This window comes from Cellulomonas sp. GTC20042, from assembly GCF_055389595.1.
Map to the genome: position 1 here is coordinate 1,036,823 of NZ_AP043678.1, position 23,275 is coordinate 1,060,097.

24 protein-coding genes are annotated in these 23,275 nt (G+C 74.8%); 9 read left to right on the plus strand and 15 right to left on the minus strand.

What is annotated here, in order from left to right; translation table 11 throughout:
* Position 1: 1 nt before the first annotated feature.
* The 3 genes from ACZ5HG_RS04855 to ACZ5HG_RS04865 all read left to right on the plus strand — a co-directional run bounded on the left by ACZ5HG_RS04855 (position 2) and on the right by ACZ5HG_RS04865 (position 2,670).
* Entirely contained in the window at positions 2-925 is a 924-nt protein-coding gene (locus ACZ5HG_RS04855) for a carbohydrate ABC transporter permease (protein WP_464180747.1), read from the plus strand.
* Positions 922-1,770, plus strand: a complete 849-nt coding sequence (locus ACZ5HG_RS04860) for a carbohydrate ABC transporter permease (RefSeq protein ID WP_464180748.1) — start codon at positions 922-924, stop codon at positions 1,768-1,770. Before ACZ5HG_RS04855 ends, ACZ5HG_RS04860 begins: the two co-directional genes overlap by 4 nt.
* 69 nt (positions 1,771-1,839) lie before the next feature.
* Positions 1,840-2,670 (plus strand): GOLPH3/VPS74 family protein, encoded by an 831-nt coding sequence (locus tag ACZ5HG_RS04865; protein WP_464180749.1) that lies wholly within the window; start codon positions 1,840-1,842, stop codon positions 2,668-2,670.
* A 38-nt stretch (positions 2,671-2,708) separates the two neighbouring features.
* On the opposite strand, the gene ACZ5HG_RS04870 is transcribed toward ACZ5HG_RS04865, so the two are convergent.
* From ACZ5HG_RS04870 to ACZ5HG_RS04890, 5 genes are all read right to left on the minus strand, one after another.
* Positions 2,709-4,376: an ABC transporter permease gene (locus ACZ5HG_RS04870; RefSeq protein ID WP_464180750.1), complete on the minus strand. Its 1,668-nt coding sequence runs from the start codon at positions 4,374-4,376 to the stop codon at positions 2,709-2,711.
* The gene (locus ACZ5HG_RS04875; RefSeq protein WP_464180751.1) at positions 4,373-5,275 is read right to left on the minus strand and encodes an ABC transporter ATP-binding protein; all 903 of its coding nucleotides are present in this window, start codon (positions 5,273-5,275) and stop codon (positions 4,373-4,375) included. Before ACZ5HG_RS04875 ends, ACZ5HG_RS04870 begins: the two co-directional genes overlap by 4 nt.
* Before the next feature lie 19 nt (positions 5,276-5,294).
* Positions 5,295-5,933: a TetR/AcrR family transcriptional regulator gene (locus ACZ5HG_RS04880; protein WP_464180752.1), complete on the minus strand. Its 639-nt coding sequence runs from the start codon at positions 5,931-5,933 to the stop codon at positions 5,295-5,297.
* A gap of 121 nt (positions 5,934-6,054) precedes the next feature.
* A complete protein-coding gene (locus tag ACZ5HG_RS04885) occupies positions 6,055-6,756 on the minus strand; it encodes a CAP domain-containing protein (RefSeq protein ID WP_464180753.1) in 702 nt (233 codons plus the stop codon).
* A gap of 203 nt (positions 6,757-6,959) precedes the next feature.
* On the minus strand, positions 6,960-8,540 hold the full coding sequence (locus ACZ5HG_RS04890; RefSeq protein ID WP_464180754.1) for a methyl-accepting chemotaxis protein: 1,581 nt from the start codon (positions 8,538-8,540) through the stop codon (positions 6,960-6,962).
* A 175-nt stretch (positions 8,541-8,715) separates the two neighbouring features.
* Between ACZ5HG_RS04890 and ACZ5HG_RS04895 the strand changes: the two genes are divergently transcribed.
* Entirely contained in the window at positions 8,716-10,119 is a 1,404-nt protein-coding gene (locus ACZ5HG_RS04895) for a pyridoxal phosphate-dependent decarboxylase family protein (RefSeq protein WP_464180755.1), read from the plus strand.
* 64 nt (positions 10,120-10,183) lie between these two features.
* On the opposite strand, the gene ACZ5HG_RS04900 is transcribed toward ACZ5HG_RS04895, so the two are convergent.
* Entirely contained in the window at positions 10,184-13,261 is a 3,078-nt protein-coding gene (locus tag ACZ5HG_RS04900; protein ID WP_464180756.1) for a DEAD/DEAH box helicase, read from the minus strand.
* 40 nt (positions 13,262-13,301) lie between these two features.
* Complete coding sequence (locus ACZ5HG_RS04905) at positions 13,302-14,213, minus strand: TetR/AcrR family transcriptional regulator (protein WP_464180757.1); 912 nt, start codon at positions 14,211-14,213, stop codon at positions 13,302-13,304.
* A gap of 106 nt (positions 14,214-14,319) precedes the next feature.
* Here ACZ5HG_RS04905 and ACZ5HG_RS04910 point away from each other — a divergent pair, with 106 nt between their 5' ends.
* The gene (locus ACZ5HG_RS04910) at positions 14,320-14,796 is read left to right on the plus strand and encodes a flavodoxin family protein (protein WP_464180760.1); all 477 of its coding nucleotides are present in this window, start codon (positions 14,320-14,322) and stop codon (positions 14,794-14,796) included.
* A gap of 145 nt (positions 14,797-14,941) precedes the next feature.
* Here ACZ5HG_RS04910 and ACZ5HG_RS04915 read toward each other — a convergent pair whose 3' ends face one another.
* Positions 14,942-15,742: a nucleotidyltransferase domain-containing protein gene (locus ACZ5HG_RS04915; RefSeq protein ID WP_464180761.1), complete on the minus strand. Its 801-nt coding sequence runs from the start codon at positions 15,740-15,742 to the stop codon at positions 14,942-14,944.
* Positions 15,743-15,783: 41 nt separating this feature from the next.
* On the minus strand, positions 15,784-16,368 hold the full coding sequence (locus ACZ5HG_RS04920; protein ID WP_464180762.1) for a mycothiol transferase: 585 nt from the start codon (positions 16,366-16,368) through the stop codon (positions 15,784-15,786).
* Positions 16,369-16,464: 96 nt separating this feature from the next.
* Here ACZ5HG_RS04920 and ACZ5HG_RS04925 point away from each other — a divergent pair, with 96 nt between their 5' ends.
* Positions 16,465-17,178: an HAD family hydrolase gene (locus ACZ5HG_RS04925; RefSeq protein ID WP_464180763.1), complete on the plus strand. Its 714-nt coding sequence runs from the start codon at positions 16,465-16,467 to the stop codon at positions 17,176-17,178.
* 4 nt (positions 17,179-17,182) lie between these two features.
* Here ACZ5HG_RS04925 and ACZ5HG_RS04930 read toward each other — a convergent pair whose 3' ends face one another.
* The 3 genes from ACZ5HG_RS04930 to ACZ5HG_RS04940 all read right to left on the minus strand — a co-directional run bounded on the left by ACZ5HG_RS04930 (position 17,183) and on the right by ACZ5HG_RS04940 (position 19,219).
* Entirely contained in the window at positions 17,183-18,169 is a 987-nt protein-coding gene (locus ACZ5HG_RS04930) for a hypothetical protein (RefSeq protein ID WP_464180764.1), read from the minus strand.
* Positions 18,169-18,786 carry a SigE family RNA polymerase sigma factor gene (locus tag ACZ5HG_RS04935; RefSeq protein ID WP_464180765.1) on the minus strand — a complete coding sequence of 206 codons (618 nt, stop codon included), beginning with the start codon at positions 18,784-18,786 and terminating at the stop codon, positions 18,169-18,171. Before ACZ5HG_RS04935 ends, ACZ5HG_RS04930 begins: the two co-directional genes overlap by 1 nt.
* Positions 18,787-18,868: 82 nt before the next feature.
* Positions 18,869-19,219 (minus strand): VOC family protein, encoded by a 351-nt coding sequence (locus tag ACZ5HG_RS04940; protein ID WP_464180766.1) that lies wholly within the window; start codon positions 19,217-19,219, stop codon positions 18,869-18,871.
* 211 nt (positions 19,220-19,430) lie between these two features.
* Between ACZ5HG_RS04940 and ACZ5HG_RS04945 the strand changes: the two genes are divergently transcribed.
* On the plus strand, positions 19,431-20,027 hold the full coding sequence (locus tag ACZ5HG_RS04945) for a TetR/AcrR family transcriptional regulator (protein ID WP_464180767.1): 597 nt from the start codon (positions 19,431-19,433) through the stop codon (positions 20,025-20,027).
* Between the two features lie 3 nt (positions 20,028-20,030).
* On the opposite strand, the gene ACZ5HG_RS04950 is transcribed toward ACZ5HG_RS04945, so the two are convergent.
* Positions 20,031-20,519: an SRPBCC family protein gene (locus ACZ5HG_RS04950; protein WP_464180769.1), complete on the minus strand. Its 489-nt coding sequence runs from the start codon at positions 20,517-20,519 to the stop codon at positions 20,031-20,033.
* A gap of 78 nt (positions 20,520-20,597) precedes the next feature.
* Positions 20,598-20,930, minus strand: a complete 333-nt coding sequence (locus ACZ5HG_RS04955) for an ArsR/SmtB family transcription factor (RefSeq protein WP_464180770.1) — start codon at positions 20,928-20,930, stop codon at positions 20,598-20,600.
* 88 nt (positions 20,931-21,018) lie between these two features.
* Between ACZ5HG_RS04955 and ACZ5HG_RS04960 the strand changes: the two genes are divergently transcribed.
* Complete coding sequence (locus ACZ5HG_RS04960; protein WP_464180772.1) at positions 21,019-22,128, plus strand: RDD family protein; 1,110 nt, start codon at positions 21,019-21,021, stop codon at positions 22,126-22,128.
* A 49-nt stretch (positions 22,129-22,177) separates the two neighbouring features.
* On the opposite strand, the gene ACZ5HG_RS04965 is transcribed toward ACZ5HG_RS04960, so the two are convergent.
* Entirely contained in the window at positions 22,178-22,771 is a 594-nt protein-coding gene (locus ACZ5HG_RS04965) for a TetR/AcrR family transcriptional regulator (RefSeq protein ID WP_464180773.1), read from the minus strand.
* A 75-nt stretch (positions 22,772-22,846) separates the two neighbouring features.
* Here ACZ5HG_RS04965 and ACZ5HG_RS04970 point away from each other — a divergent pair, with 75 nt between their 5' ends.
* Entirely contained in the window at positions 22,847-23,233 is a 387-nt protein-coding gene (locus ACZ5HG_RS04970; protein WP_464180774.1) for a DUF1304 domain-containing protein, read from the plus strand.
* Positions 23,234-23,275: the final 42 nt, after the last annotated feature.

A 23,275-nucleotide genomic window follows, 5' to 3' on the forward strand; every position in this document is an offset into this window, starting at 1 on the left:
CATGACCGCACTCACGCACCAGGCCGTCCCCGCGCGCAGGCGCGGACGCGGTCTGCGGGGCCGCCGCAGCCTGCTCGGCGTCCTCATGGCCCTGCCCGCCTTCGTCCTGCTCGGCCTGTTCTTCGTCTGGCCGCTGGTCCGGACGGTCGTCATGTCGCTGCACGACTGGCCGCTGCTCGGCACCCCCGAGTTCATCGGCCTCGGCAACTACACGAAGGCGTTCGGCGACAGCCAGTTCCTGCACGCGGTGGGCTTCACGTTCTTCTACACCGTCGTGATCACGCCGATCCTGATCGGCCTGGCGTTCGGGCTCGCCTTCCTGGTGCGTCGCGGCCGGCGGGCGCACCGGGTGTTCCAGACGATCTACTTCCTGCCGGTGGTGATCGGGCTCGCCTCGGGCAGCTACATCTGGATGTTCATGTGGCAGTCCGACATCGGCCCGACCACGCAGCTGCTCGGCTCCGTCGGGCTGCTCGACCCCACCACCAACTACTTCGCGGGCTTCTGGTCGGCCTTCGCCATCGTCGTCGGCATGGTGACGTGGAAGGTCGTCGGGCTCCAGATGCTGCTGGTGCTGGCCGGCCTCCAGGCGATCCCGCTGGAGGTGAACGAGGCGGCCCGGATCGACGGGGCCGGTGCCTGGCAGACCTTCTGGCGGATCACCGTGCCGCTGCTGCGCCCGACGCTCGCGCTGGTGCTGGTGTTCTCCGTCGCCGGCTCGCTGCTCGCCTTCGACCAGTTCTACATCATGACCACCGGCGGCCCTGCCGGCTCCACGCTGACCGCGGTGTACGAGATCTACCGCAACGGCTTCGTCAAGTTCGACGTCGGCTACGCCTCGGCGCTGTCCATCCTGCTGATGATCGTGCTGGGGATGGTGTCCGCCGGGCAGATGCTGCTCCTGAGGAACTCGGATCACTCATGACGCTCACCACCGACCTGCCCGCACCCGCCACCCGTGCCGTCCCCGTCGGGACCCGGCACCGGCGCGACCCGATCCTGCCGCGCGCCGCCTGGTGGGTGGTGTCGATCTGCCTGGCCGTGCTGTTCCTGTACCCGATCGGGGTGATGCTCTCCGAGGTCAGCCTGGACGACGTGCTGCGGCTCGCCGACGCCAGCCGGGGCCTGAGCATCGTGCAGAGCCTGGGCAACTCCGTGTTCGTCTCGGTCACCGCGACCACGATCGGCCTGGTGGCCAGCACCCTGGCCGGCTACGCCTTCGCCAAGCTGCCGTTCCCGGGCAGCACCGCGGCGTTCTTCGTGATCCTGGTGACGTTCATGGTGCCGTTCCAGGCGGTGATCACCCCGCTGTACATCGTGCTGCGCGACATCGGCCTGCAGAACAGCCTGCTCGGCGTCGCGCTGGTGCTGGCGACGTTCAGCCTGCCGCTGGGCACGTTCCTCATGCGGAACTCCTTCGCCGCGATCCCGACCTCGCTGGAGGAGGCCGCGCAGCTCGACGGTGCCGGGCCGTTCACCGCCATGTGGCGCGTGATGGTCCCGGTCGCCGTGCCCGGGATCGTCTCGACCACGCTGCTGACCTTCTTCGCCGCGTGGAACGACTTCTTCGCCGCGCTGATCCTGATCACCGACCAGAGCCGCTACACGCTGCCGGTCAGCATCGGCATCCTGTCGACGGACACCCAGTTCGGCGTGAACTTCGGCCTGATGCAGACCGGGGTCACGATCACCGTGGTCCCGTGCGTGATCATCTACCTGGTGCTCCAGAAGTACTACGTCGCCGGGCTGCTCGGGGGCGCGCTGAAGTGAGCGACGGCCCGGCACGCGGGCGGCCACGGGGGATCGAGCGGACGCCCGCTCGCCCGGTACCGTCCTGCCATGGCCATCCTGCTCGCCGAGGACCTGCTCCTGCTGCTGCTCGACGACGAGCGCGGCGACCTGCCGGTGCGCGGCACCGCGAGCACGGCCGGCGCCCCGGACGCGGCGACGCAGGCGGTGGAGATCGTGCTGGGCGGTGCGGTGCTCACCGAGCTCGACCTCGCCGGCGCGGTGACCCTGCGCGGCGGGACGCCGGGGCTGGGGTGGGAGGTCGCGCTGACGCCGACCGCGTGGGCGCCGGGCGGTCCGGCGGACGAGCCGGTGCTGCGGGCGGCCCTGCACCGGGTGGAGCAGCAGGCCGACGAGCCGGACGAGCTGGTGGTGCGGATCGGCGAGGGGCTGCCGGCGGCGCTGGCCGGGCGGCTGGGGGAGCGCGGGCAGGTGCAGCCGGTGGTGGACGGCGGCCCGGGGATCTTCGGGCAGCTGCGCTGGCCGGCGGCGGACCTGGCGCGGGAGCACGACGTGCGGCGCCGGCTGCTGGACGTGCTGGTGGCGGGGGTGGCGCCGGACCCGTGGTCGCGGTCGCTGATCGCGCTGCTGACCGCGGCGCACCTGCTGGAGCTGGTGGTGCCGACGTCGCTGCTGCCGATGCCGGAGGCGTACCGCCGGGGCGCGTTCGTCACGGGGGAGTCGTGGCCGGCGACCGCGATGCAGCGGGCGGCGGCGCGGCTGTCCTCGGGCGAGGCGGCGCCGGTGGCGCAGCCGGCGGCCGCGAAGCCGCAGGGGCTCGTGACGGGCGTGGCGGCGGGGTTCACCGCGGGCTTCGTGGAGGGCTTCGTCGAGGAGATCAGCAAGGCGTTCGCGCAGCAGCCGCAGCCGCGCCAGGGCTGACCGCCCCGGACTCGCCCAGACCCGCCCGTCCGGCGCGCTCAGCCCGGCTGCACGTCCCGCCGGGCGAACCGCACCAGTCCGGCCCCGACCAGCCCGGCCCCGACGACGGCCAGCGCCGTCAGCGCCGTCCAGGACACCGGCTCGGCCGGCAGGTACGGCGTCGCGGAGAACGGCAGCACGTCGAGCAGCCACCCGGGCAGGTGCAGCGCCTCGCCGACCAGCACGATCACGTAGGTGGCACCGAGCACGCCCCAGGAGAGCGCGACGGCGAGCCGGGGCAGCCAGCCGAACAGCGCGACGGCGATGCCGGTGTAGACGAGCACGGCGGGCCAGGACGCCAGGGCGGCGAGCGCGAGGCGGGTGGTCTGCGTGGGATCGTCGATCAGCGAGCCGTAGCCGGCGCCCATCAGCGCACCGCCGAGCAGCAGCAGCACCGCGGAGCCGAGCACGGGGATCGCCAGGCGCTGCACCGCCCACCGGGTGCGGGACAGCGCCCCGGCGAGCTGGGGCTCGAGGATGCCGGTGGCCTCGTCGGTGCGCAGGGTCAGCGCGGACTGCACGGCGAACACCGTCGTGATCAGGGCGATCATCGTGACGAGCAGCGCGAGCAGGGCGTCGACGCCCGTGCCGCGGACCAGGTCGGCGGCGGCACCGCCGGCATCGGCGATCAGGTCGGTCATCGACTCCACGACGGAGCCGAACAGCAGGGCAGCCAGCGCGACCGTGAGGGCCCAGCCGAGGATCGGCCCGCGCTGGAGCCGCAGCGCGAGACCGAGCGGGGTGGCCCAGCGGGCGGGTGCGTCGGCCGCGCCGCGCCGGGGTGCCAGCAGCCCGGCGCCGTGGTCGCGCACCGCCTCGATCCGCAGGGCGGCGACCAGCAGCACCGCGGTCAGCGCGAGCAGCAGCAGGAGCGGCCACCACCGGTCGGCGCCCCAGGGCTGCATCTGCTGCGCCCAGCCGATCGGGGAGACCCAGGTGAGCCGGCCGTCGCCGAGGTCGCCGACCATCCGCAGCACGTAGGCGGCGCCGATCAGCACGGAGGCCAGCGCGTTGGCGCCGCGCGAGGTGCCGGTGACCTGCCCGGCCAGCGCCCCGACGCCGACGCCCGCCAGCCCGACGCCGGCCACGGAGGCGCCGAGCACCAGCGATCCGGTGACGCCCGCGCCCGCGGGGTCGAGGCCGAGCGCGATCGACACCACCGCGACGCCGAGGCCGACGGCGACCGACAGCGCCCCGGTGACGAGCCAGGCGGCGACCGACCCGGCGTGCTGGCCGAGCATGCGCGAGCGCAGCAGCTCGGTGCGGCCGGCCTCCTCGTCGGCGCGACCGTTCCGGGTGACCAGGAAGACCACCCCGAACGCGAGGGACACCGCCAGGGTCATCCAGATCTTCGTCCACACGGCCCCGCCGAGGGTGTCGGGGGCGGCGGCCAGGCCGGTCAGCGCCCGGATCCCCGGGGTGTCGGAGACGGCGGCGAACTCGTCCAGCGCCTGCTGGGTGTCGAAGAGGTCGCGGTAGTAGACGCCGACGTAGCCGAGCAGCCCGACCAGGGCGATCCACCAGACCGCCAGGCGCACCCGGTTGCGGCGCAGCACCAGCCGGATCATCGGGCCGAGGCCGGCCAGCGTGCGGGTGGCGGGCAGCGCACCCGGGCGGACCGCGCGGTCGGCCGGGCCGGCGGTAGTGGGCGCGGCGACGGTGGTCATCGCGACGCCTCCTGCCCGTAGTGGGAGAGGAACAGCTCCTCCAGCGAGGGCGGGTTCACGGTGATCGACCGCGGGGTCAGGCGGGCGACGGCGGCGAGCACCGCGGGCAGCGCGGCGTCGTCCACCGCGAAGGACAGGTGGTCGTCGGCCGCGCGCAGGTCGTGCACGCCGTCCAGGGCGCCGAGCGCGGCGGCCGCCCCGGGGGCCCCGGCGAGGGTGACCTGCGAGCGGGTGAGGTGCCGCAGCTCGGCCAGGGTGCCCTGCTCGACGGTGCGGCCGTCCCGGATGATCGTGACCCGGTCGGCCAGCCGCTCGACCTCGGCGAAGATGTGGCTGGACAGCAGCACCGAGCGCCCCTCGGTCTTGACCTCCTGGATCGACGCGGTGAACGCCGCCTCCATCAGCGGGTCCAGGCCGCTGGTCGGCTCGTCGAGCAGCAGCAGATCGGCCCGTGAGGCGAGCGCCGCGACCAGCGCCACCTTCTGCCGGTTGCCCTTGGAGTAGGTGCGGGCGCGCTTGGTGGGGTCGAGGTCGAAGCGGTCCAGCATCGTCGCCTTGCGCCGCGGGTCGAGCGGACCGGACAGCCGGGCGAGGATGTCGATCGCCTCGCCGCCGGTCAGGTTCGGCCACAGGGTGACGTCGCCCGGCACGTAGGCGATCCGCCGGTGCAGGTCGACCGCCTGCGACCACGGGTCGCCGCCGAGCACGGTGGCGGTGCCGGCGTCGGCGCGCAGCAGGCCGAGCAGCACCCGGATCGTGGTCGACTTGCCGGCGCCGTTCGGGCCGAGGAACCCGGTCACCTGACCGGTGGGGACGGTGAGGTCGAGGCCGTCGAGCGCCGTGACCGTGCCGAACCGCTTGGTGAGGCCGATGACCTCGATCGCTGCCGTGCTGGACATGTCGCGGGCCTCTCGGGTGTCAGGCGCGAAGGTGCCGGACGTAGTCGTCCAGCAGCGTGGGGGTGGCCAGCAGACCCTCGGTGTACAGCTCGAGGGTGGGCAGGATCGTGTCGCGCTGCTGCGTGTGCAGGGAGGCGACGAAGGCGTCCGGCGACTGGTCGGGCGCGAGCAGGAACTGCACGAGCATGCCGCCCATGGTCTGCGCGGTGAGGTAGCGGTTGCGGCTCTCCTCGTCGCGGGACGGCTTGATCAGGCCGGCGGCCACGCTCTGCGCCATCACCGCGCGCACGTGGTCGGTCAGGCTGTCCATGAACGTGCGGGCGGGGTCCCCGCCGGCGTGCAGCGCGCGCAGCATGTACACCAGCAGCACCGCGGCCTCGCCGGGCGTCGCCAGGTGCGCGAGCAGATAGCCGCTCGGGTCGCCCACCACCTCGGACTTGAGCCGGTGGTAGCGCGCCAGCACCTGCGCGTCGCACTCGGCGCGCAGCGCGACCTTGGAGCCGAAGTGGTGCGTGATCAGGCCGGGGGAGACGCCGGCGCGCTCGGCGATCGTGCGGAAGGACGCGCCGAAGCCCTCGGTCGCGAAGCACTCGATCGCGACCTCCCGGATCCGGGCGCGGGCGGTGAGATCCGCCTCCCGCACCGGTGCTGTACGCATGGCCAGGATCCTATACACGTGACCAGTCGCGGGGGAAGTGCCCACGCCGGACGCACGACGCGGCCCCCGGACCGGGAGGGTCCGGGGGCCGCGCGGCACGAGCGAGGAGGCGGGGCGTCGATCAGTACCCCGCGAACACCTGCACGCCGTAGAACACGCCGTCCTTCTCGACCACGCCGACACCGATGGTGGTGAAGGCGCCGTTGACCAGGTTCGCGTAGTGCGGCGGCGAGTTCTCCCACTGCGTCGAGAACGCCACCGGGTCGGTGGTGTTCAGCGCGATGTTCTCGCCCGCGGTGGTCCAGCCGGCCGGGATCTGCGCGGCGAAGTCCGGGTTGTGGCGGAACTCGCCGGTGTCGGCCAGGTGCTGCGCCCAGGCCTGCGCCACCGCGTCGATCTCGGCGCTGCGGGTCAGCGCACCGACCCCGACCGAGGCGCGCAGCTCGTTGGTGCGGGCCACGATCGACGCCCCGGCGGCATCGACCTGCGAGACCGGCTCGGTGACCACGGGCTCCTCGACCACCGGCTCCTCGACGACCGGCTGCTCGGGCACCGTCGTCGGGTCCGTGCCGTCCTTCCCGCCGCCGTCCTTCCAGCCGCCGTCCTTCCAGCCGTCGCGGCCCTCGCCACGGCCGTCCCAGCGGCCGTGCCGGTCGCCGCGCTCGCCCCGGTCCTGCTGGACGACGGCGCCGCCCTGCCGGCCGTCACCACGGCCGTCGTGGCCGTGGCCGTCACCGGCGTAGGCCGCGGGCGACGCGAAGATCGCCGCACCGGCGAGGCAGGTGGTGGCGGTGGTGGTCGTGATCCACAGACGCTTCTTCATGGGAAATCTCCCCCCTGGATCGGGCGTCGTTCGGACGTCTCGACCGTAGGCAGAGCTGCGTGCGGTCGGCACCCCCGGGGGCGCCTGGGCGTGGGTGGGCGGTCCGGCGACGGCCGACGTCAGCCCGGCGTGGCGCGAGACCCGGCACGTTCGTGCACAGCGGGCGCACAGGGTTGCGCTCGCCGGTCCCGCGTCGCGGCGCGTCAGACGCTGAACACCGCGGTCTGCTGCGCCATCTCCCGCGAGCCCTCCGCCACCCCGTCCATGTCGGCGTCCACCCGGGCGAGCACGTCCGCGCTGGTGGTGGCCGACGTGGCGACCGCGGTGATGGAGGTGGCGATCTCCCCGGCGCTGGTGGCGGCCTCGGCCACCCCGCGGGACATCTCCGTGGTGGTGGCGGTCTGCTCCTCCACCGCGGACGCGATCGTCAGCTGGTAGTCGTTGATCTGGGTGATGATCCGGGCGATCTGGTCGATCGCGGCGACCGCGCCGCCGGTGTCCGCCTGGATCGCCTCGACGCGCCGGGCGATGTCCTCGGTGGCACGCGCCGTCTCGGTGGCCAGCTCCTTGACCTCGCCGGCGACGACCGCGAAGCCCTTGCCCGCCTCCCCGGCGCGCGCCGCCTCGATGGTGGCGTTGAGCGCCAGCAGGTTGGTCTGCTCGGCGATGCTCGTGATCACCTTGACCACGTCGCCGATCTCCTGGCTGGACCGGCCGAGCCGGCTGACCTGCTCGGTGGTGGCCTGGACCTCGGTGGTGGCCTGCGCGGCGACCTTGGCGGCCTGCGCGGCGTTCTGCGCGATTTCCCGGATGCTGGCCCCCATCTGCTCGGCGCCGGCCGCCACGGTCTGCACCGTGCGCGACACCTGCTCCGCCGCGGCCGCGACCACCCCCACCTGGGCGCTGGTGTCCTGCGCGGCGCGGGCGCCCTCGGCGGTGGCCGTCCGCAGCGAGCCGACGGTGCCGTCCGTCCGCTCCGCGGTGCGCGACACGCTGCCGACCAGCGCCGCCACCGCGTCGATCGCCCCGTCCAGCGCCTGGCCGGCCCGCGAGATCTCCCCGCCGCCGGACAGGCCGGTGCGCCGCGTCAGGTCGCCGTGGGCCATCGCGTCCGCGACCGTGGAGATCTTGCCGGCCGGCACCGCCACGTCGCGGGTGACCTTGCGCGCGGCGAACGCGGCGAAGGCCGCCGCCAGCACGCCGATCACGATCAGGGCCAGCCGGCCCCGCTCCTCGGCGGTGCGCTGCTCGGCCTGGAGGTCCGACACACGGGCCTGCGCGGACTGCTCGATCTGGTCGGCGAGCGTCAGCACCTGGTCGTAGGAGTCACCCGCGGCCCCGTTGTTGATCGAGTCCATCGCCGCGCGGTAGTCCTCGATCGCGCCGGTGCGCAGCAGCGCCGCCACCTCGTCGTCCCCGGCGAAGAAGGAGTCCCACGCCGGGCCGAGGGCGTCGAACGCCTCCTGCTCCTCGGGCGTCGCGCCGGTGGTGTCCAGATCGACCAGCCACGACCGCACGTCCGCCTCGGTGGCCAGCAGCCCGGCGCGGTTGTACGCGTCGTCGGCCAGCGCGGCCTCGGGCCCGAGGGCGGCGGTGTCCGCCGCCACCAGGCCCTGCCAGCCGGTGGCGTCCGCGATCTGAAAACGTGCCTGCTCCGCCAGCCGGCGAACCCGGTCGGCCTGGCCGACCTGCTCGGTGAAGGAGCGCTGGGTCTGCGCGGTGACGATGCCGATCCCGATCGCCGCCACGAGGACGAGGATCAGCAGGCTGAAGACGGCGGACATGCGGGCACCGATGGACTGGCTGTTCCAGACGCGCACGAGGGAGGACCTGTTTCCGGCCGGGTGAGGTGGACGTCCTGCCCATCGGCGCGTTTCACCCGCGGGTGAGCGGTCCTGGCGCGCCGGGACCGGGAAAGGGCCTTCCGTGCACCGGGCGAGGCGGAGCACACTGCTGGCCATGCCTGCGGACGAGGACGTCTACGGTGCCGCGCTGGACCGCGCGGCCGAGCACGCTCGGGACTGGCTCGCCTCCGTCGGCGAGAGGCCGGTCCCGCCCCGGCTCTCCCCGCAGGAGGCGTCGCGCGCCGTCGACCTGCCGCTCCAGGACGGCCCGATCGCCCCCGACGCCGTGGTGGACGAGCTCGCCGCGCTCGCCGAGCCCGGGCTGATGGCCTTCGGCTCCGGCCGGTTCTTCGGCTGGGTGGTCGGCGGCACCGACCCCGCGCCGCTCGCCGCGGACTGGCTGCTCGCCGCGTGGGACCAGAACGTCGGCATGCGCGCGATGTCGCCCGGTCTGGCCGCGCTGGAGCAGGTCGCCGGGCGCTGGCTGCTCGACGTGCTCGGCCTGCCGGCCGGGGCCGACGTCGGCTTCGTCACCGGGGCGACCAGCGCCAACCTGGTCGGGCTGGCCGCCGGGCGCGACAAGCTGCTGCACGACGCCGGTTGGGACGTCGCCGCGCACGGGCTCGCCGGCGGGCCCCGGGTGAGGGTGCTCGCCGGGGAGGAGCGGCACGTCAGCCTCGACCTCGCGCTGCGGTACCTCGGGCTGGGCGCGGCGCAGACCGTCGGTGTGGACGACCAGGGCCGGATCGACCCCGCCGCGCTGGCCACGGCGCTCGCCGCCTCCGACGAGCCCACGCTGGTCTGCCTGCAGGCCGGCAACATCCACTCCGGCGCCTGCGACCCGATGGCGGCCTGCGTCGCCGCCGCGCACGCCCGCGGCGCCTGGGTGCACGTGGACGGCGCGTTCGGGCTGTGGGCGGCGGCGTCCCCGACGGTCCGGTCGATCACCGAGGGGCTGCCCGGTGCCGACTCCTGGGCCACCGACGCGCACAAGACGCTCAACGTGCCCTACGACTGCGGGATCGTCGCGGTCGCCGACCCGGCTGCGCTGCACTCCGCGATGGGCGTGCACGGCGGGGCCGCCTACCTCGCGGACTTCCTCGCCGACGCCGACCCGGTGGACAAGACCCCGGAGATGTCGCGCCGGGCACGCGGGGTGCCGGTGTGGGCCGCCCTGCGCGCACGCGGCCGCTCCGGGGTCGCCGCGCTGGTGGACGGGCTGGTGTCCAGCGCCCGGGCGCTCGCCGACGGGCTGGCGACGATCCCGGGCGTGACGGTGCTCAACGACGTGGTGTTCACACAGGTGTCGGTGGCCTTCGAGGACGACGCCCGCACCCGGGCCGTGGTGGCACGGGTGCTCGCCGAGGGGGAGACCTGGATGTCGGGCTCCCGCTGGCGCGGGCGGGACGTGCTGCGGGTGTCGGTGAGCAACGCGGCGACCGGGCCGGAGGACGTGGCGCGTGCGGTGGCGGCAGTGCGGCGGGCCGCGGAGGGCGCGACGGCGGTCGCGGCGGGGTGAGGCGGCGGGCCGAACCCGCGGGACGGTGCGGCGGGTGCTGGTCGCCCTGCGTCTGGGCCCGCGCTCACGCCAGCAGCTCGCGCACCTCGTCGGCGGTCAGCGTGCTCCCGAACAGGTCGCCGTCGTCGATCACCGCGTCCACCAGCGCGGCCTTGCGTGCCTGGAGCGCCTGCACCTTCTGCTCGATCGTGCCCTCGGCGATCAGCCGGTAGACCATCACCGGGCGGTGCTGGCCGATCCGGTGCGTGCGGTCGATCGCCTGCTGCTCGGCGGCAGGGTTCCACCACGGGTCCAGCAGGAACACGTAGTCGGCCTCGGTCAGCGTGAGCCCGGTGCCACCCGCCTTGAGGCTCATCAGGAACACCGGGGCGGTGCCGGTGCGGAACTCCTCGATGACGGCGGCGCGGCCGGTGGTGGAGCCGTCCAGGTAGACGTAGGGGATCCCGGCGGCGTCCAGCCGGGCGGCGACGATCTTCAGGTACGACGTGAACTGGCTGAACACCAGCGAGCGGCGCCCCTCGGCGATCACGTCGTCCAGCTGGTCGAGCAGGGCGTCCGCCTTCGCGGAGCCGAGCCCGGTCTGCGCCGGGTCGACGAGGCCGGCGTCCAGCGCGAGCATCCGCAGCAGGGTCAGCGAGCGGTAGACGATGAAGCGCTGCCGGTCCAGGTCGTCGATCAGCCCGAACAGCTTCTGCCGCTCGCGCTGCAGGTAGAGGTCGTACAGGTCGCGGTGCGCCGGGCTCAGGTCGACCAGCAGGGTCTGCTCCTGGCGCTCGGGCAGGTCGGGGGCGACGTGCTCCTTGGTGCGGCGCAGCAGGAACGGGCGGATCCGTCGGCGCAGCCGGGCCAGCCGCAGGGTGCGGAAGCGCTCGGCGTCGTCGTCCACCTCACCCGCACCGGCCTCGCCGGAGATGCCGGTGCGGCGGGCCTCGATCGGCTGCACGTACTGCTCGCCGAAGGCGCGCGCGGAGGGGAACAGCCCGGGGGCGGTCAGCGCGAGCAGGGCGTGCAGCTCGGTGAGCGAGTTCTCCACCGGCGTGCCGGTGACGGCGAGGGTGAAGGGCACGCCGAGATCGCGGGCGCGCTCGTGCACCTGCGACCCGGCGTTCTTCACCTGCTGCGCCTCGTCCAGCACCAGCCCGGCCCACCCGGTCCCGTCGGCGACCGCCTGGTAGGCGGGGGCGTCCAGCCGCAGCAGCGCGTAGGAGGTGACGACCACCTGCGCCCCCGCGGCGAGGTCGGCCACCGGCACCCCGGAGGCGGCCTCGGTGGCGGTGACCCGGCGCACGGTCAGCCCCGGGGTGAACCGCGCGGCCTCGGCGACCCAGGTCGGGGTGACCGAGGTCGGCGCCACCACCAGGAACGGGCGGGTCTCGCCCTGCTCGACGGCGTGCTGCACCAGCGCCAGGCACTGCACCGTCTTGCCGAGCCCCATGTCGTCGGCCAGGATCCCGCCCAGCCGGTGCCGCCACAGGAACGCCAGCCAGTCGAAGCCCTCCCGCTGGTACGGGCGCAGGTCGGCGTGCAGCCCGCGGGGGAGCGGCACCGGGCGCGGGGCGTCGTCCACCTCGGCCAGCAGCGCCCGCCACTCCTGCGCCGGCACCGCCTCGTCGGCGAGGTCCACGAAGTCCGCCCACAGGCTGGTCTGGTGCCGGCTGATCCGCGGGCCGGTCTCCCACTCGACCAGGTCGCGGGACTCGGAGATCAGCGCGGCCAGCGGTGCCAGCGCCGGGTGGTCCAGCGACAGGTAGGACGAGTCGACCAGCAGCAGCTTCTTGCGGCCCTTCGCGAGCGCGCGGAACAGCGGTACGAACGGGACCTGCTTGCCGTCGACGGTCACGGTGACGCCGAGGTCGAACCAGTCGTGCTTCTCGGTCGGCACCGCGGACACGGTGAGCACCGGGGTGCCGGTGAGCTCGCGGTAGTCCGGCGGGGTGCCGGTGGTCTCGACGCGCACCCCCGGCAGGTCGGCGATCCGGGGCAGCAGCGTCGCGGCGACCTCGGCGGCGTCGACGTCCCGCAGCACCTGCGGCAGCGGCAGCGCGCCGCCGTCGGTCTCGTCGTCCCACCAGGTCGGCGGGATCCCGGCGTCGGCCAGCAGCTCGCGCGGGTCGGGCGTCGGCCCGGGACGGCCCCGGGTGTCCCAGCGCCAGGAGGTCTCCACGGTGTGCCGCGGGGCGAACCGCACGTGCAGCACCAGCAGCGGCGGCGCGGGCGGCGGCAGGGTGACGCTGCCGTCGGCGGAGCCCACCGCGATCTCCGCGCGCAGATCGGCGAGGGGTCCGTGCAGCAGGTCGTCCACCTCGTCCTGCGGCACCACGACCCCCGCGCCCAGCGCCTCGGCCACGCTCCGCCCCGACCCCGCGCCGCCCAGCAGCGCCAGGTGCTGCGGGCCGAGCCGCCCGGTCGTCGGCGCCAGCACCACCTGCCGGGGCGCCGCCAGGTCGACCACGTAGACGCCGTGGTCGCCGATCGCGTGCCCGTGCCCCACCGGCATGGGTTCGCCGTCGACCAGCAGCCGCGCGGCCACCCGCACCCCGCCGTCCACCCGCGACGCGTCCAGAGTCAGCGACGCGGTCGAGCCGAGGCGCACCGTGGCGCCCGAGCCCGAGCCGACCAGCACGATCCCCAGGTCACGCGCCTGCGCGAGCAGCTCCCACAGCACCGGATTCACGAACTCGTCCAGCAGCACCCAGTCCGCGTCGGTGCCCGGATCGGCCGGCGTGCCCGCGCGGTGCAGCGCCCCCACCTGGCAGAACCAGCGGTGCTGCGCCTCGTCCAGACCCAGCCGGGTCCGCATGTGCGGGATGTTCGACCAGGTCACGTTGCCGCGCGCCCAGCCCCGTGCCGTGCGGACCACCGGGCGTGCGCCGAGGCGGTACTGCCCGTTCCCGGGCGGGCCCTGCCGGCTTCCCGCGGTGCGCGAGGTCGGGCCGTTCCACCGGTCGCGGGTGCGCGGGGTCAGCTCGCGCAGCTCGAGCTGGAGGGCGGTGGCGACCGCGGCGGGGCGCTCGTCCGGCGAGCGGTCGGCGGCGGAGTGCGCGGCCAGGCTGGTGAGCACGGCGCGCCAGTCCGTCCGGGCAGGCGGGGTGCGATCGGGATCCGGCGGATCGATCGGCACCTCGGGGACTGCGGACGGCATGCGGCGATCCTTCCACGCGCCGCCGACAGGGCCGCGCGGCTCAGCCGTCGGCCGCCGCCAGCAGCACCCGCACCGCCGTCGCGGGGTCCGCCAGGGCGCCCCGCAGCACGGCGGTGCCCGCCTCGTCCCAGGCGGCCTCCGGATCGGGCTCGATCGCGCCGAGCACCACGCCGACCGAGGCCAGCGTCGCCTCCGACCAGTCGGCGGGCGTGGTGCTGCCGAAAGGTGCGATGCGGGTGCTGGCGGTGACGGCGTCCGGGTCGGCGTAGCCGCGCACCAGCAGTCCGGTGGCGACCGCGCCGAGGGTGAGCGACAGCCGGTGCCAGCCCCGCTCGTCCGGCACGGTGAGCCGGTAGCCGAGCATCTCGGCGAGGGCGGCGAACACGGCGGCGCGGCGATCGGTGAACCGCTGCTCGGTCTCGCGCAGCGCGCGGCTGACCTGCTCGCGCAGGGCCCCGCCGGGCAGGCCGAGGTGGGCGGCGCGCAGCGCGACGTGGCTGCGCCAGGCGGGGGAGCGGAGCATCGCGTCGAAGTCGGAGCCGACCACGATCCGCAGCACCCCGACCACCAGGTCGCGCCGGGCGGCGGGGTCGCTCAGGTCGCCGGTGCGGGCGGCGAGGTCGGCGAGGTCGCGGGTCAGCCCGGGCAGGTCCTCGGAGAGGTCGGTCGGCAGGTCGGTGGCGCGGGCGAGCCGGAGCAGCAGGTCGGCGGCGAACAGGTCCTTGGTGGGCCAGCGGCGGTAGGACGACGTGCGGGACACACCGGCGTCCTGGATCAGGTCCTCGATGCTCAGGTGCTCCAGGCTGAGCGACAGCCCGCGCTCCGCGACCAGCCGCACGCCCGCGTCGAGCATCCGCTGCTCGGTCTCGGCGTCGGACAGCCGGGGGCGGCGCGCGGTCCGGCGCAGGGCGGGGCGGTCCGACGGTGCGGTCGATCCGTGCTGCTCGGGCATGTCATCTCCGGTGGCTCGATGGCCCTCATCCTGCCATCCGGTACATGGTACTTTGAGTACCAAACGAGCGTCGGGCCGCCGGCGCCGCCGGTCGTGAGGAACCGCGATGGACGTCCTGATCGTCACCGAGTCCTGCTTCGGCAACACCCGTCGCGTCGCCGAGCACGTCGCCGAGGGCCTGCGCTCGCGCGGTGCCGCGGTCAGCGTGGTCGACGCCGCCGACGCACCCCGGCCCGATCACGTGGACCTGCTGCTGGTCGGCGCCCCCACGCACAACATGGGCATGCCGCGTCCCGGCTCGCGGCAGCAGGCGACCGCCTCGGGCGGACGGGAGGCGGTGGCCGGCGTCGCCGAGTGGCTGTCCGCGCTCCCGCGCGGCCTCGGCGGGCGGGCCGCCGCGTTCACCACCGTGAACAGCACGGGGTTCTTCGCCGGGTCGGCCGCCAAGGGGATCGAGAAGGAGCTGCGTCGGCGCGGCGTCGAGGTGGTCGGGCGGGAGGCGTTCCTGGTCACCGGGCGGTCGGGGCCGGCGGCCGAGGGCGAGCTGGACCGCGCGCAGCGCTGGGGCGCGGGGCTGGTCTGACGCGTCGGGGCGGGCGGGCCGTGCGGTCGCTCGGCGCGCCCGACCCGCCCGAACCTGTCACTCGGCGCTCGGCCCGTCCCCAGGCCGCTGCTCGGCGCCCGACCCGCCCGACGCCGTCACCTGGCGCTCGGCCCGCCCGACGCCGTCACTCGGCGCCCGCCCCGCCCCACGCCCAGTGCCGCCGCTGCGCGCTGACGGCCCACGCGGTCACCGCGTCCAGGTCCACGGCCTCCGGCAGCGGGGTGCGGCCCTCGTCGAGCAGGGTGCGCACCTCCGCCTCCAGGGCGGTGATCGACGCGGACACCTCGTCGCGGGGCACCTCGCCGCGCTTCACCGCCAGCGTGTGCTCCCGCTCCTCGGTCGGCATCGGCAGGGTCAGCGCGCCGGTCCGGGCGATCTCCCGCCCCTGGTACGCGAGCCGCAGCGCGTGGCTGCCGTACTTCACGTCCCAGCCGAAGCGCTCGATCAGCTCCGGCCGGTTCGGGACGTCGCGGCGGGACTGCCCGAGCATCCGCGCGTGCTGCGCGCCCATGTACCCGAGGAAGCGCTCGACGGTCCCCCGGGACAGGAACGCCGACCGCATCGCGCGCAGCTCCTCGCCCAGGGGCGTCAGCACCACCAGGTCGGCCTCCGGCGCGAACAGCGGCAGCAGCACGGTCGGGTTGCCCTGCACGGCCAGGCGCAGGTACTTGCGCAGCGAGTAGAGGATCAGGTCGGTGTCGCCGTGCCCGCTGCGCACGCCCTCGGGCTGGGTGCGCCACACGTAGTCCTCGCGGACCCGGACGAAGCCCAGCACGTGCTCCGGCGGCTCGACGTACACGCCCATCTCGTCGTGGTCGTCCGTGCCCGGGACCGCGATGCCGTGCACGCCGCTGCCCACCACGGAGCGCAGGATCTCGTTCGGCAGCGCGACGGCGGGGTCGCCGTACTCCAGGTTCGCGGACATGCGCAGGACGGTAGCGGTGCCGACGCGCAGGTCCGAGCGCTTTACGTCCCGCGGATCCAGTCGAGCGGCGCCCCGTGCTCCGGACGCCAGCCGCTCGGCGGGTCCTCGCCGACGCGGCCGTCCACGGCCTCGCGCAGCAGGTCGGCGTGCCCGGTGTGCCGCCCGTACTCCTCGGTGAGGTCGAACAGCAGCCGGCGCAGGGTCAGGTGCCCGCGCTCGTCCCCGAGGTGCACCTGCTGGTCCAGCCCGCCGTCGGCCAGCGCCGCCGCGAGCCGCTCCTTCGACCGCGCGACCGCGTCGTCCCAGGTGGCGTAGAGCTGCTCGGGGGTGTCGTCGACGGCGGACAGGATCTCGGTGTCGTTCTCGCCCCAGGTCTCCGGGTGCCACATCGGTCCCGGGTGCTGGCCGGCGAGCTTCCACCGGAACGTGACGTCCTCCACCGCGGCGAGGTGCTTGAGCAGGCCGCCCAGCGTCAGCGCCGACGGCCCGAGGTGCTGGGACAGGCCCGCGGCGTCCAGGCCGTCGGCCTTCCAGCGGAACGTGGTGCGCAACCGGTCGAGCGCCCCGACGAGGTGCTCGACCTCCGAGCCCGCGTACGGGGGCTCCCAGGGATCGATGTCCGTCATGGCACGACGGTAGGGGCGCCGGGGTCGGTGTGCGAGGGGTCCCGGTGGTCGATCCGCCTCGGCGGGTGACCGGGGCGATCCGCCCCTCTGCCTACGATGGCGACCGTGACCGACTCCGCACCCGCCCTGCCGTTCGACGCCGTGCTCTTCGACTGCGACGGGGTGCTGGTGGACTCCGAGCCGATCACCAACGAGGTGCTGCGCGCCATGCTCGCCGAGCTCGGCTGGGACCTCACCCCGCAGGAGTGCTGGGCGCGGTTCGTCGGCCGCTCGCTCGCCGACGAGCTCGGGGTGATCGCCGCGCATACCGGCGTCACCGTCGGGCAGCGGTGGATCGAGGAGTTCCGCGAGCGCCGCAACGTCGCCCTCGAGCGCGACCTGGTGGCGGTGCCCGGTGCCGACGTCGCGGTGCGGACGCTGGCGACGGCCTACGCCGGGCGGGTGGCGGTGGCCTCGGGCGCCGACCGGCGCAAGATCGAGCTCCAGCTCACGAAGACCGGGCTGCGCGAGGCGTTCGGCGGGCACCTGTACAGCGGCATGGAGGTCGAGCGCTCCAAGCCGGCGCCGGACGTGTACCTGGCGGCGGCCGCCGGCCTCGGCGTGGACCCGGCGCGCTGCGCGGTGGTGGAGGACACGGTGGCCGGGGTGACCGCGGGTGTCGCCGCCGGGGCGACCGTGATCGGTTACGTGCCGCTCGGCACGCAGGACGCGAACGCCGCCGCCCTGCGCGCGGCCGGGGCCCGGCACCTGGTCACGTCCATGACCGAGGTGCCGGGCCTGCTCACCGGCGCGGTGCCGGTCGCGGGCTGAGGGATCAGCAGGTCTCCCAGCTGCCGCAGCCCGACATCTCGAGGGTCGGCTCGATCGGGGTCCGGTCCGCGGGGCCCTGCGTGACGAAGGTCGCGGAGTACCCCGGGGAGCGCGTCTCCAGCAGCAGGTGCGTGGCCTCGTCGAGCACCAGCGTCGTCGCGTCCTGCCCGGTGTACTGGATCAGCAGGCCGGTGCGGCCGAGCCGGTCGGTCCCGATGCCGGTGGTGACGTCGGGCAGTCCGCTCGCGACCTCCCAGGCGGCTGCGCGCAGGTCCTCGGGCAGCAGCCCCGGGTTGTTGGTGAGCAGGTCGTAGATCATCCCGAAGACCTTGTTGTCGTCGGAGCCGCTGCGCCGGTCGGGCTCCACGCTGGCGTACATCAGGTCGCGCAGCGCGTCCGGGTCGGTGGGCAGCAGCGACGCGTCGGTGACGTTCTCGTTCCCGGTGCCGGCCAGGTTGAAGTACCCCGCGATGCTGTTCGGGCCGATCGCCGTCGGGCCTTCGGGGTCGTCCTGCGTCCACGGGGTCAGGTCGCCGTCCCAGACGATCAGCCCCGGCAGCGTCAGGCTCTGCCACTCCTCGCGGGACTCGGTGCTGGAGGCGTCCCAGCTCTCGGTCTGGCTGTACCAGTACACGTGCCCCTGCGCGTCGGCGATCGTGCCCGGCGTCGGCGAGATGCCGCCCGTCGCGGTGGGATCGGCACCCGGCTCGGTGGCCTGCGGCGTCGGCAGCGCGATCGGGCCGAGCGTCGGCGTCCCCCCGCCGGCGATCGGCGCCCCGGTGCTCGGCCACGGGACCGCCGACCATCCGCTCAGGGCGGACACCCCGAGCACGGCCAGCGCACCCACCGCGCCGGTCACCCCGGCGGTGCGCTGCGCGAACCGGCGGCGGCGGGCGCGGGGGAGCACCCGGTGGGTGCTGACGGTCAGGACGGGGACCGTGTCGTCGGCCATCGCGCGCAGGTCGCGGGCGAGCTCGTCGTCGGTGCTCATCACCGGCTCCTCGGGGTGGTGGGTGCGGGGGAGGTGGTCAGCGCGGCGCGCAGCCGGTCCATGCCGCGCGAGGCGGTGGACTTCACGGTGCCGACGGAGATGCCGAGGTCGGCGGCGACCTCGCGCTCGGACAGCCCCTCGAAGTGCCGCAGCACGATCACCCGGCGCTGGCGTGGGCTGAGCAGCGCCAGGGCGCGCACGAGCTGGTCGCGGTCGGCGTGCCGCTCGGCGGCGTCGGCGGGATCGGCGTGCTCGGGCACGTCGGCCGGATCGGTCAGCACCTCGCGGCGGCGCCGGCGCCAGGTGTCGATCCGCAGGTTGGCCAGGGTGCGGCGGGCGTAGGCCAGCGGGTCGCGCTCGCGGGCGCTGCCCCAGTGCAGGTAGGTGCGGACCAGCGCCTGCTGCACCAGCTCGTCGGCCTGGTGCGCGTCGCCGCAGAGCAGCCAGGCCGTCCGCGCCAGCGCCGGTGCGGCGTCGGACATGAACGCGGTGAACTCGGCGTCCCGGCCGACCCCTTCGACCAGCACCAGCGCCTCGACGTCGGGGGTGTCGCGGGGGATCGGCGGGTCCGGTGGTGCTCCCGCCACGACCAGGCCCCCGTCCGCGATGCTCGTCATCCTCATGACGGGTATACGCGACCGGGGGCCGGAAGGTTGCGTGCTTCGCGCGGATCAGGTGCGATCCGCATCCGATCGGGGGTCAGGCGGCGGCGACCAGGTCGAACAGGTTGCCGGCGGGGTCGGTCAGCGTGACGCGGTGCTCGCGGCCGCGCACGGTGCCCAGTCGGCGGGCGCCGAGCCGGGACAGCCGCTCGGACTCGGCATCCAGGTCGGCCGTGACCAGGTCCAGGTGCAGGGCGCCGGGGGTGAAGCCGGCGGTGACCGACCGCTCGACGACGACGTGCGGGCCGCCGGCCGGATCGGCCGTCAGCTCGGCGCGCTCGGTGCTGGCGCCGGGGACGAGGTCGCGGCCGAGGGCGGCGGCCCAGAACAGGCCGATCGCGTGGGCGTCGGGGGCGTCGATCGTGACGCCGCGGAAGATGCTCGCCATGGGGTGCTCCTCGGGGTCGTGCGGGTGCTGCGGGGGGTGCTGCGCGTGCTGCGGCCGGCGTGTCGCCCGGCGGGTGGCGCAGGGCTGATTCGGGGCTGGTGCCGGGCTGCGGGAGGTCGTACCCTGGAACGGAGGCGCCTCCGGTTATGTTCATGACTGTAAGCGGAGGATCCTCCGGAACGCAAGAGGTCACACCGAGGAGATGTTGGCAGTGCCGTCCGTCACCACCGATCGACCGCTGCGCGCTGACGCGCAGCGCAACCGCGCACGCCTGCTGGAGGTGACCGCCGCCGCGCTGGCCGAGGACGGCGAGACGCCGCTGGAGCAGATCGCGCAGCGCGCGGGCGTGGGGATCGGCACGCTCTACCGGAACTTCCCGACCCGTGGCGCGCTGGTCGAGGCCGCCTACCGGCAGGAGGTGCAGGCACTCTGCGACGCGGCCCCGGCCCTGCTGGCGGATCACCCGGTGGGGATCGACGCGCTGCGGGACTGGTTCGGCCGCTTCGTGCGGTACGCGACGACGAAGCGCGGCATGGGCGCGGCGCTGCGCTCGGCGGTGGGCTCGGACTCGCCGCTGTTCGGCGAGACGCGCGAGCGGATCATCGGCGCGATCGGCGTGCTGCTCGCGGCTGGTCGTGAGGACGGCTCGGTGCGCCCGGACGTGGACGCCGAGCAGGTGATGCTGGCGACCGGTGCGGTCTGGATGGTCCCGGACGGCGACGGCTGGGACGCCAAGGTGCGCGGGGTGCTCGACCTGGTCGTCGACGGCCTGCGGCACGGGGCCCCGGGCGTCGACGACCAGGCCTGAGCCTCAGCCCTCGGCCAGGATCGCGTCGATCTGGCCCATGGCCTCGGTCATGCCCTCGACCATGCCCATCGCGACCAGCTGCTCCATCTGCTCGACGGTGCTGAAGGACGAGCGGATCGTCATCCGGGTGCCGGTCGGGATCTCCTCCAGCGCCACGTGCGCGACCGTGGTCGGCATCGACGGGTCCGGCGCCCCCGAGTCGTCCGCGAAGCCGTCCTCGAACTCCAGCGAGCGCGGCTCGTCCACGGCGCGGAACTGCCACCAGCCGCCGGCCTTCTCGCCCTCGGGGCCGGTCATGTAGTAGCGCGAGCGGCCGCCGACCTGCACCTGGTGCTCGACGAAGGTGGCCGGCCAGGTGGGCGGGCCCCACCAGCGCTCGAGCTGGCGCGGGTCGGCCCAGATCTGCCACACCCGGGCGGGCGGCGCGGCCAGCTCGGCCACGATGGTCAGGGTGCGGGCCTGCGGGTCGGGGGTGGTGCTGACGACGGTCATCGCGGGTTCCCTCCGGTCGGGTTCACGTCCTGCGGGTGCGGTCCCCGTCGCGGCGCGGTCGCGGTTCGGCGCGGCCGGTCACGGCTCGGTGAGGATCGCGTCGATCCGGTCGAGGCGTCCTCGCCAGATCTCCTCGTACTGCTCGAGCAGCCGCGCGGCCGCCCGGATCGTGCCGACGTCGGGGTGGACCACCTGCTCGCGGCCGTGACGCACCTTGACCACGAGCCCGGCCCGCTCCAGCACCGCCACGTGCTTCTGCACCGCGGCGAAGCTCATCTCGTACCCCTGCGCGAGGTGCGAGACCGACGCCTCCCGACGGAGCACCCGCTGCACGATGTCGCGGCGGGTGGCGTCGGCCAGGGCGGCGAACACACGGTCCACCTCGCCTTGGGTCTGCTCACGTACAACCATGTGGTTGTACGTTACGCGGGGGCTGTCGAGGTCGCAAGGGCTGGGAAAAACTCGCACAGGATCGGTCGCGATGAGCCAGGATGGAGCGATGAGCACCACGGCTGCCCCGGCTCTGCCGCTCGCGCCGCCGTCGCTCGGTGTCCCGCGGGACCTCACGGCCTCCTGGATCCGTCGCGTGATCGCGCTGCTGCTGGACCAGGCGCTGATCGGTGCGGCCGCGTTCCTCACCGCCGCCGTGGTGCCGGTGTCCGTGCCGTCGATCCTCCCGGTGTTCGGGGCGCCCGAGCCGACGGCTGCCCTGTGGACCGACAGCCGGCCGATGATCGTGCTGGTCGTGGTGCTGCTCGCCATGCAGGCCTATCTCGGGTCCACGCCGGGCAAGCTCGTCATGGGGATCGCGGTGGTGCGCGCGGTCGACGGCCGGCCGGTGGGGATGATCCGCACGCTGCTGCGCCTGGTCGCGCACGTGCTGGACGGGATCCTGATGATCGGCTACCTGCGCCCGCTGTGGAACCTGGAGCGCAAGACCTTCGCCGACTCCCTCGCCGGCACCGTCGTGCTGCGCACCGACCGGCCGCTGCCGTTCGCCGCCCGTCGCGAGACCGCGTTCCCGCTGGACTGGGAGCGCCCGGAGCCGCCTGGGTGGCGGCAGCCCGTCGCCGTCGTGTCCGTGCTCGCCTGCGCGGCCGGGGTCGCGATGAACCTCGGCAGCAGCGGCACCGCCGTCGCCGGCTCCACCTCGTGCTCGGCGATGGTGCTGCCCGCCGCCGGCGTCCCGAACGGGACGAGCCCCGTCTTCGCGTCCGGCGTGGTCGACGTCACGGGCGGTGGCGGCACCGAGACCCGGCTCGGTGTCGAGCGTCCCCGGCGCGACGGCGACCCCGCCGTCACCGTGCGGTGGGACACCATCGGCCTGCCTGCGGGGTCTGTCGCGCGGTTCGCGGTGCTCGACGCCGGCGGTGACCCGGTGTGGTCCGTCGAGCGGCGCGCGCTGGACGCCGGGCTGTCCGAGGTCGGCTCCGGTGACGCGACCCTGCTCCAGGACGGCACCGTGGGGCTGAGCCTGCCGCCGGACGTCGCGGCGCGCTACGCCGAGGCGGTCATGGACGGGCGGTGGGAGATGTCCGTGCGCTCGCCCGTCGGTGGCGAGGGGGCGGACGGGTCCGGCGTGGAGGCGACGACGCTCTGCACGGGCTGAGCGTGCGCCGTCTGGTCGGCCGACGTCCGGAGCGGGGCCGTGCGACCGGTCAGCCGAGGTCGTCCCAGGACCGGACCAGCGCCGTCGCCGTCCCGAGCGTCGCCACGGAGGCCTCGGCGTCCACCCGGGCGAGCACCAGCGCCGTGACGACGTGCGCCACCACCTGCCGCGCGCGGTCGTCCAGCACCGCCGCGTCGGTCCCGGGGCAACGGGCGGCGATGCCGCGTCGCATCGCGTCGGTCAGCTCGCGCCGGTAGGCGTCCACCACCTCGCGCAGGGCGGGGTCGTGCCCGGCCGGGCCGGTCGCGCAGGCGAGCAGCAGGCAGCCGCGCCGCGGCGAGTCGGCGGGCAGGGCCGCGATCGCACCGGAGAGCCCGGTCAGGTAGGTGAGGATCGCGTCCGGCGCGGTCGGCTCCGTGGTGAGCACGCGCAGCCGGGGGCGGACGACCGTGTCGAGGTAGTCCTGCACGGCGGCGTCGAACACGCCACGCTTGCTGCTGAACGCGTGGTACAGGCTGGACCGGCCGAGGCCGGTGGCGTGCTCCAGGTCGGGCAGCGAGGTGGCGTCCAGGCCCTTGTCCCAGAACACGTCCCGGGCGGCCTGGACGACGGTCGCGGTGTTGAAGGACTGCGGTCGGCCCATGGTGGCAGTCTATAGTGGAACGATCAGTACACAACCATGGTCGTCGAGCAGCGGCGGCCCGACCGAGGAGACGCGATGATCGCGACCGGGCTCGTGCTCGCCGCCGTGGCGGCGCTGGTGCACGTCTACATCTTCTGGCTGGAGTCCCTCACCTGGACCTCCGCCCGCACCCGCGCCACCTTCGGCACCACGCCGGAGCAGGCCGAGGCCACCCGCGAGATGGCGTACAACCAGGGCTTCTACAACCTGTTCCTCGCCGTCGTCACCGTCGTGGGCATCGTGCTCACGGCCGCCGGGCAGACCGGTGCCGGGGCCGCGCTCGTGCTGGCGGGCACCGGGTCGATGGTGCTCGCCGGGGCGGTGCTGCTGCTGTCGTCCCGCGACAAGGCCCGCGCCGCGCTGGTGCAGGCCACCCCGCCGCTGCTGGCCGTCGTCGCCCTGGTCGTCGGCCTGCTCGCCTGAGCGCCGCACCGCGCCCCCGACCGCATCACGCAGCGCCCGACT

Bases quoted from the DNA above. Each gene is read 5' to 3' on its own strand.
- ACZ5HG_RS04855 (WP_464180747.1), top strand. From the start codon at position 2: ATGACCGCACTCACGCACCAGGCCGTCCCCGCGCGCAGGCGCGGACGC.
- ACZ5HG_RS04860 (WP_464180748.1), top strand. From the start codon at position 922: ATGACGCTCACCACCGACCTGCCCGCACCCGCCACCCGTGCCGTCCCC.
- ACZ5HG_RS04865 (WP_464180749.1), top strand. From the start codon at position 1,840: ATGGCCATCCTGCTCGCCGAGGACCTGCTCCTGCTGCTGCTCGACGAC.
- ACZ5HG_RS04870 (WP_464180750.1), bottom strand. From the start codon at position 4,376: ATGACCACCGTCGCCGCGCCCACTACCGCCGGCCCGGCCGACCGCGCG.
- ACZ5HG_RS04875 (WP_464180751.1), bottom strand. From the start codon at position 5,275: ATGTCCAGCACGGCAGCGATCGAGGTCATCGGCCTCACCAAGCGGTTC.
- ACZ5HG_RS04880 (WP_464180752.1), bottom strand. From the start codon at position 5,933: ATGCGTACAGCACCGGTGCGGGAGGCGGATCTCACCGCCCGCGCCCGG.
- ACZ5HG_RS04885 (WP_464180753.1), bottom strand. From the start codon at position 6,756: ATGAAGAAGCGTCTGTGGATCACGACCACCACCGCCACCACCTGCCTC.
- ACZ5HG_RS04890 (WP_464180754.1), bottom strand. From the start codon at position 8,540: ATGTCCGCCGTCTTCAGCCTGCTGATCCTCGTCCTCGTGGCGGCGATC.
- ACZ5HG_RS04895 (WP_464180755.1), top strand. From the start codon at position 8,716: ATGCCTGCGGACGAGGACGTCTACGGTGCCGCGCTGGACCGCGCGGCC.
- ACZ5HG_RS04900 (WP_464180756.1), bottom strand. From the start codon at position 13,261: ATGCCGTCCGCAGTCCCCGAGGTGCCGATCGATCCGCCGGATCCCGAT.
- ACZ5HG_RS04905 (WP_464180757.1), bottom strand. From the start codon at position 14,213: ATGCCCGAGCAGCACGGATCGACCGCACCGTCGGACCGCCCCGCCCTG.
- ACZ5HG_RS04910 (WP_464180760.1), top strand. From the start codon at position 14,320: ATGGACGTCCTGATCGTCACCGAGTCCTGCTTCGGCAACACCCGTCGC.
- ACZ5HG_RS04915 (WP_464180761.1), bottom strand. From the start codon at position 15,742: ATGTCCGCGAACCTGGAGTACGGCGACCCCGCCGTCGCGCTGCCGAAC.
- ACZ5HG_RS04920 (WP_464180762.1), bottom strand. From the start codon at position 16,368: ATGACGGACATCGATCCCTGGGAGCCCCCGTACGCGGGCTCGGAGGTC.
- ACZ5HG_RS04925 (WP_464180763.1), top strand. From the start codon at position 16,465: ATGGCGACCGTGACCGACTCCGCACCCGCCCTGCCGTTCGACGCCGTG.
- ACZ5HG_RS04930 (WP_464180764.1), bottom strand. From the start codon at position 18,169: ATGAGCACCGACGACGAGCTCGCCCGCGACCTGCGCGCGATGGCCGAC.
- ACZ5HG_RS04935 (WP_464180765.1), bottom strand. From the start codon at position 18,786: ATGACGAGCATCGCGGACGGGGGCCTGGTCGTGGCGGGAGCACCACCG.
- ACZ5HG_RS04940 (WP_464180766.1), bottom strand. From the start codon at position 19,219: ATGGCGAGCATCTTCCGCGGCGTCACGATCGACGCCCCCGACGCCCAC.
- ACZ5HG_RS04950 (WP_464180769.1), bottom strand. From the start codon at position 20,519: ATGACCGTCGTCAGCACCACCCCCGACCCGCAGGCCCGCACCCTGACC.
- ACZ5HG_RS04955 (WP_464180770.1), bottom strand. From the start codon at position 20,930: ATGGTTGTACGTGAGCAGACCCAAGGCGAGGTGGACCGTGTGTTCGCC.
- ACZ5HG_RS04960 (WP_464180772.1), top strand. From the start codon at position 21,019: ATGAGCACCACGGCTGCCCCGGCTCTGCCGCTCGCGCCGCCGTCGCTC.
- ACZ5HG_RS04965 (WP_464180773.1), bottom strand. From the start codon at position 22,771: ATGGGCCGACCGCAGTCCTTCAACACCGCGACCGTCGTCCAGGCCGCC.
- ACZ5HG_RS04970 (WP_464180774.1), top strand. From the start codon at position 22,847: ATGATCGCGACCGGGCTCGTGCTCGCCGCCGTGGCGGCGCTGGTGCAC.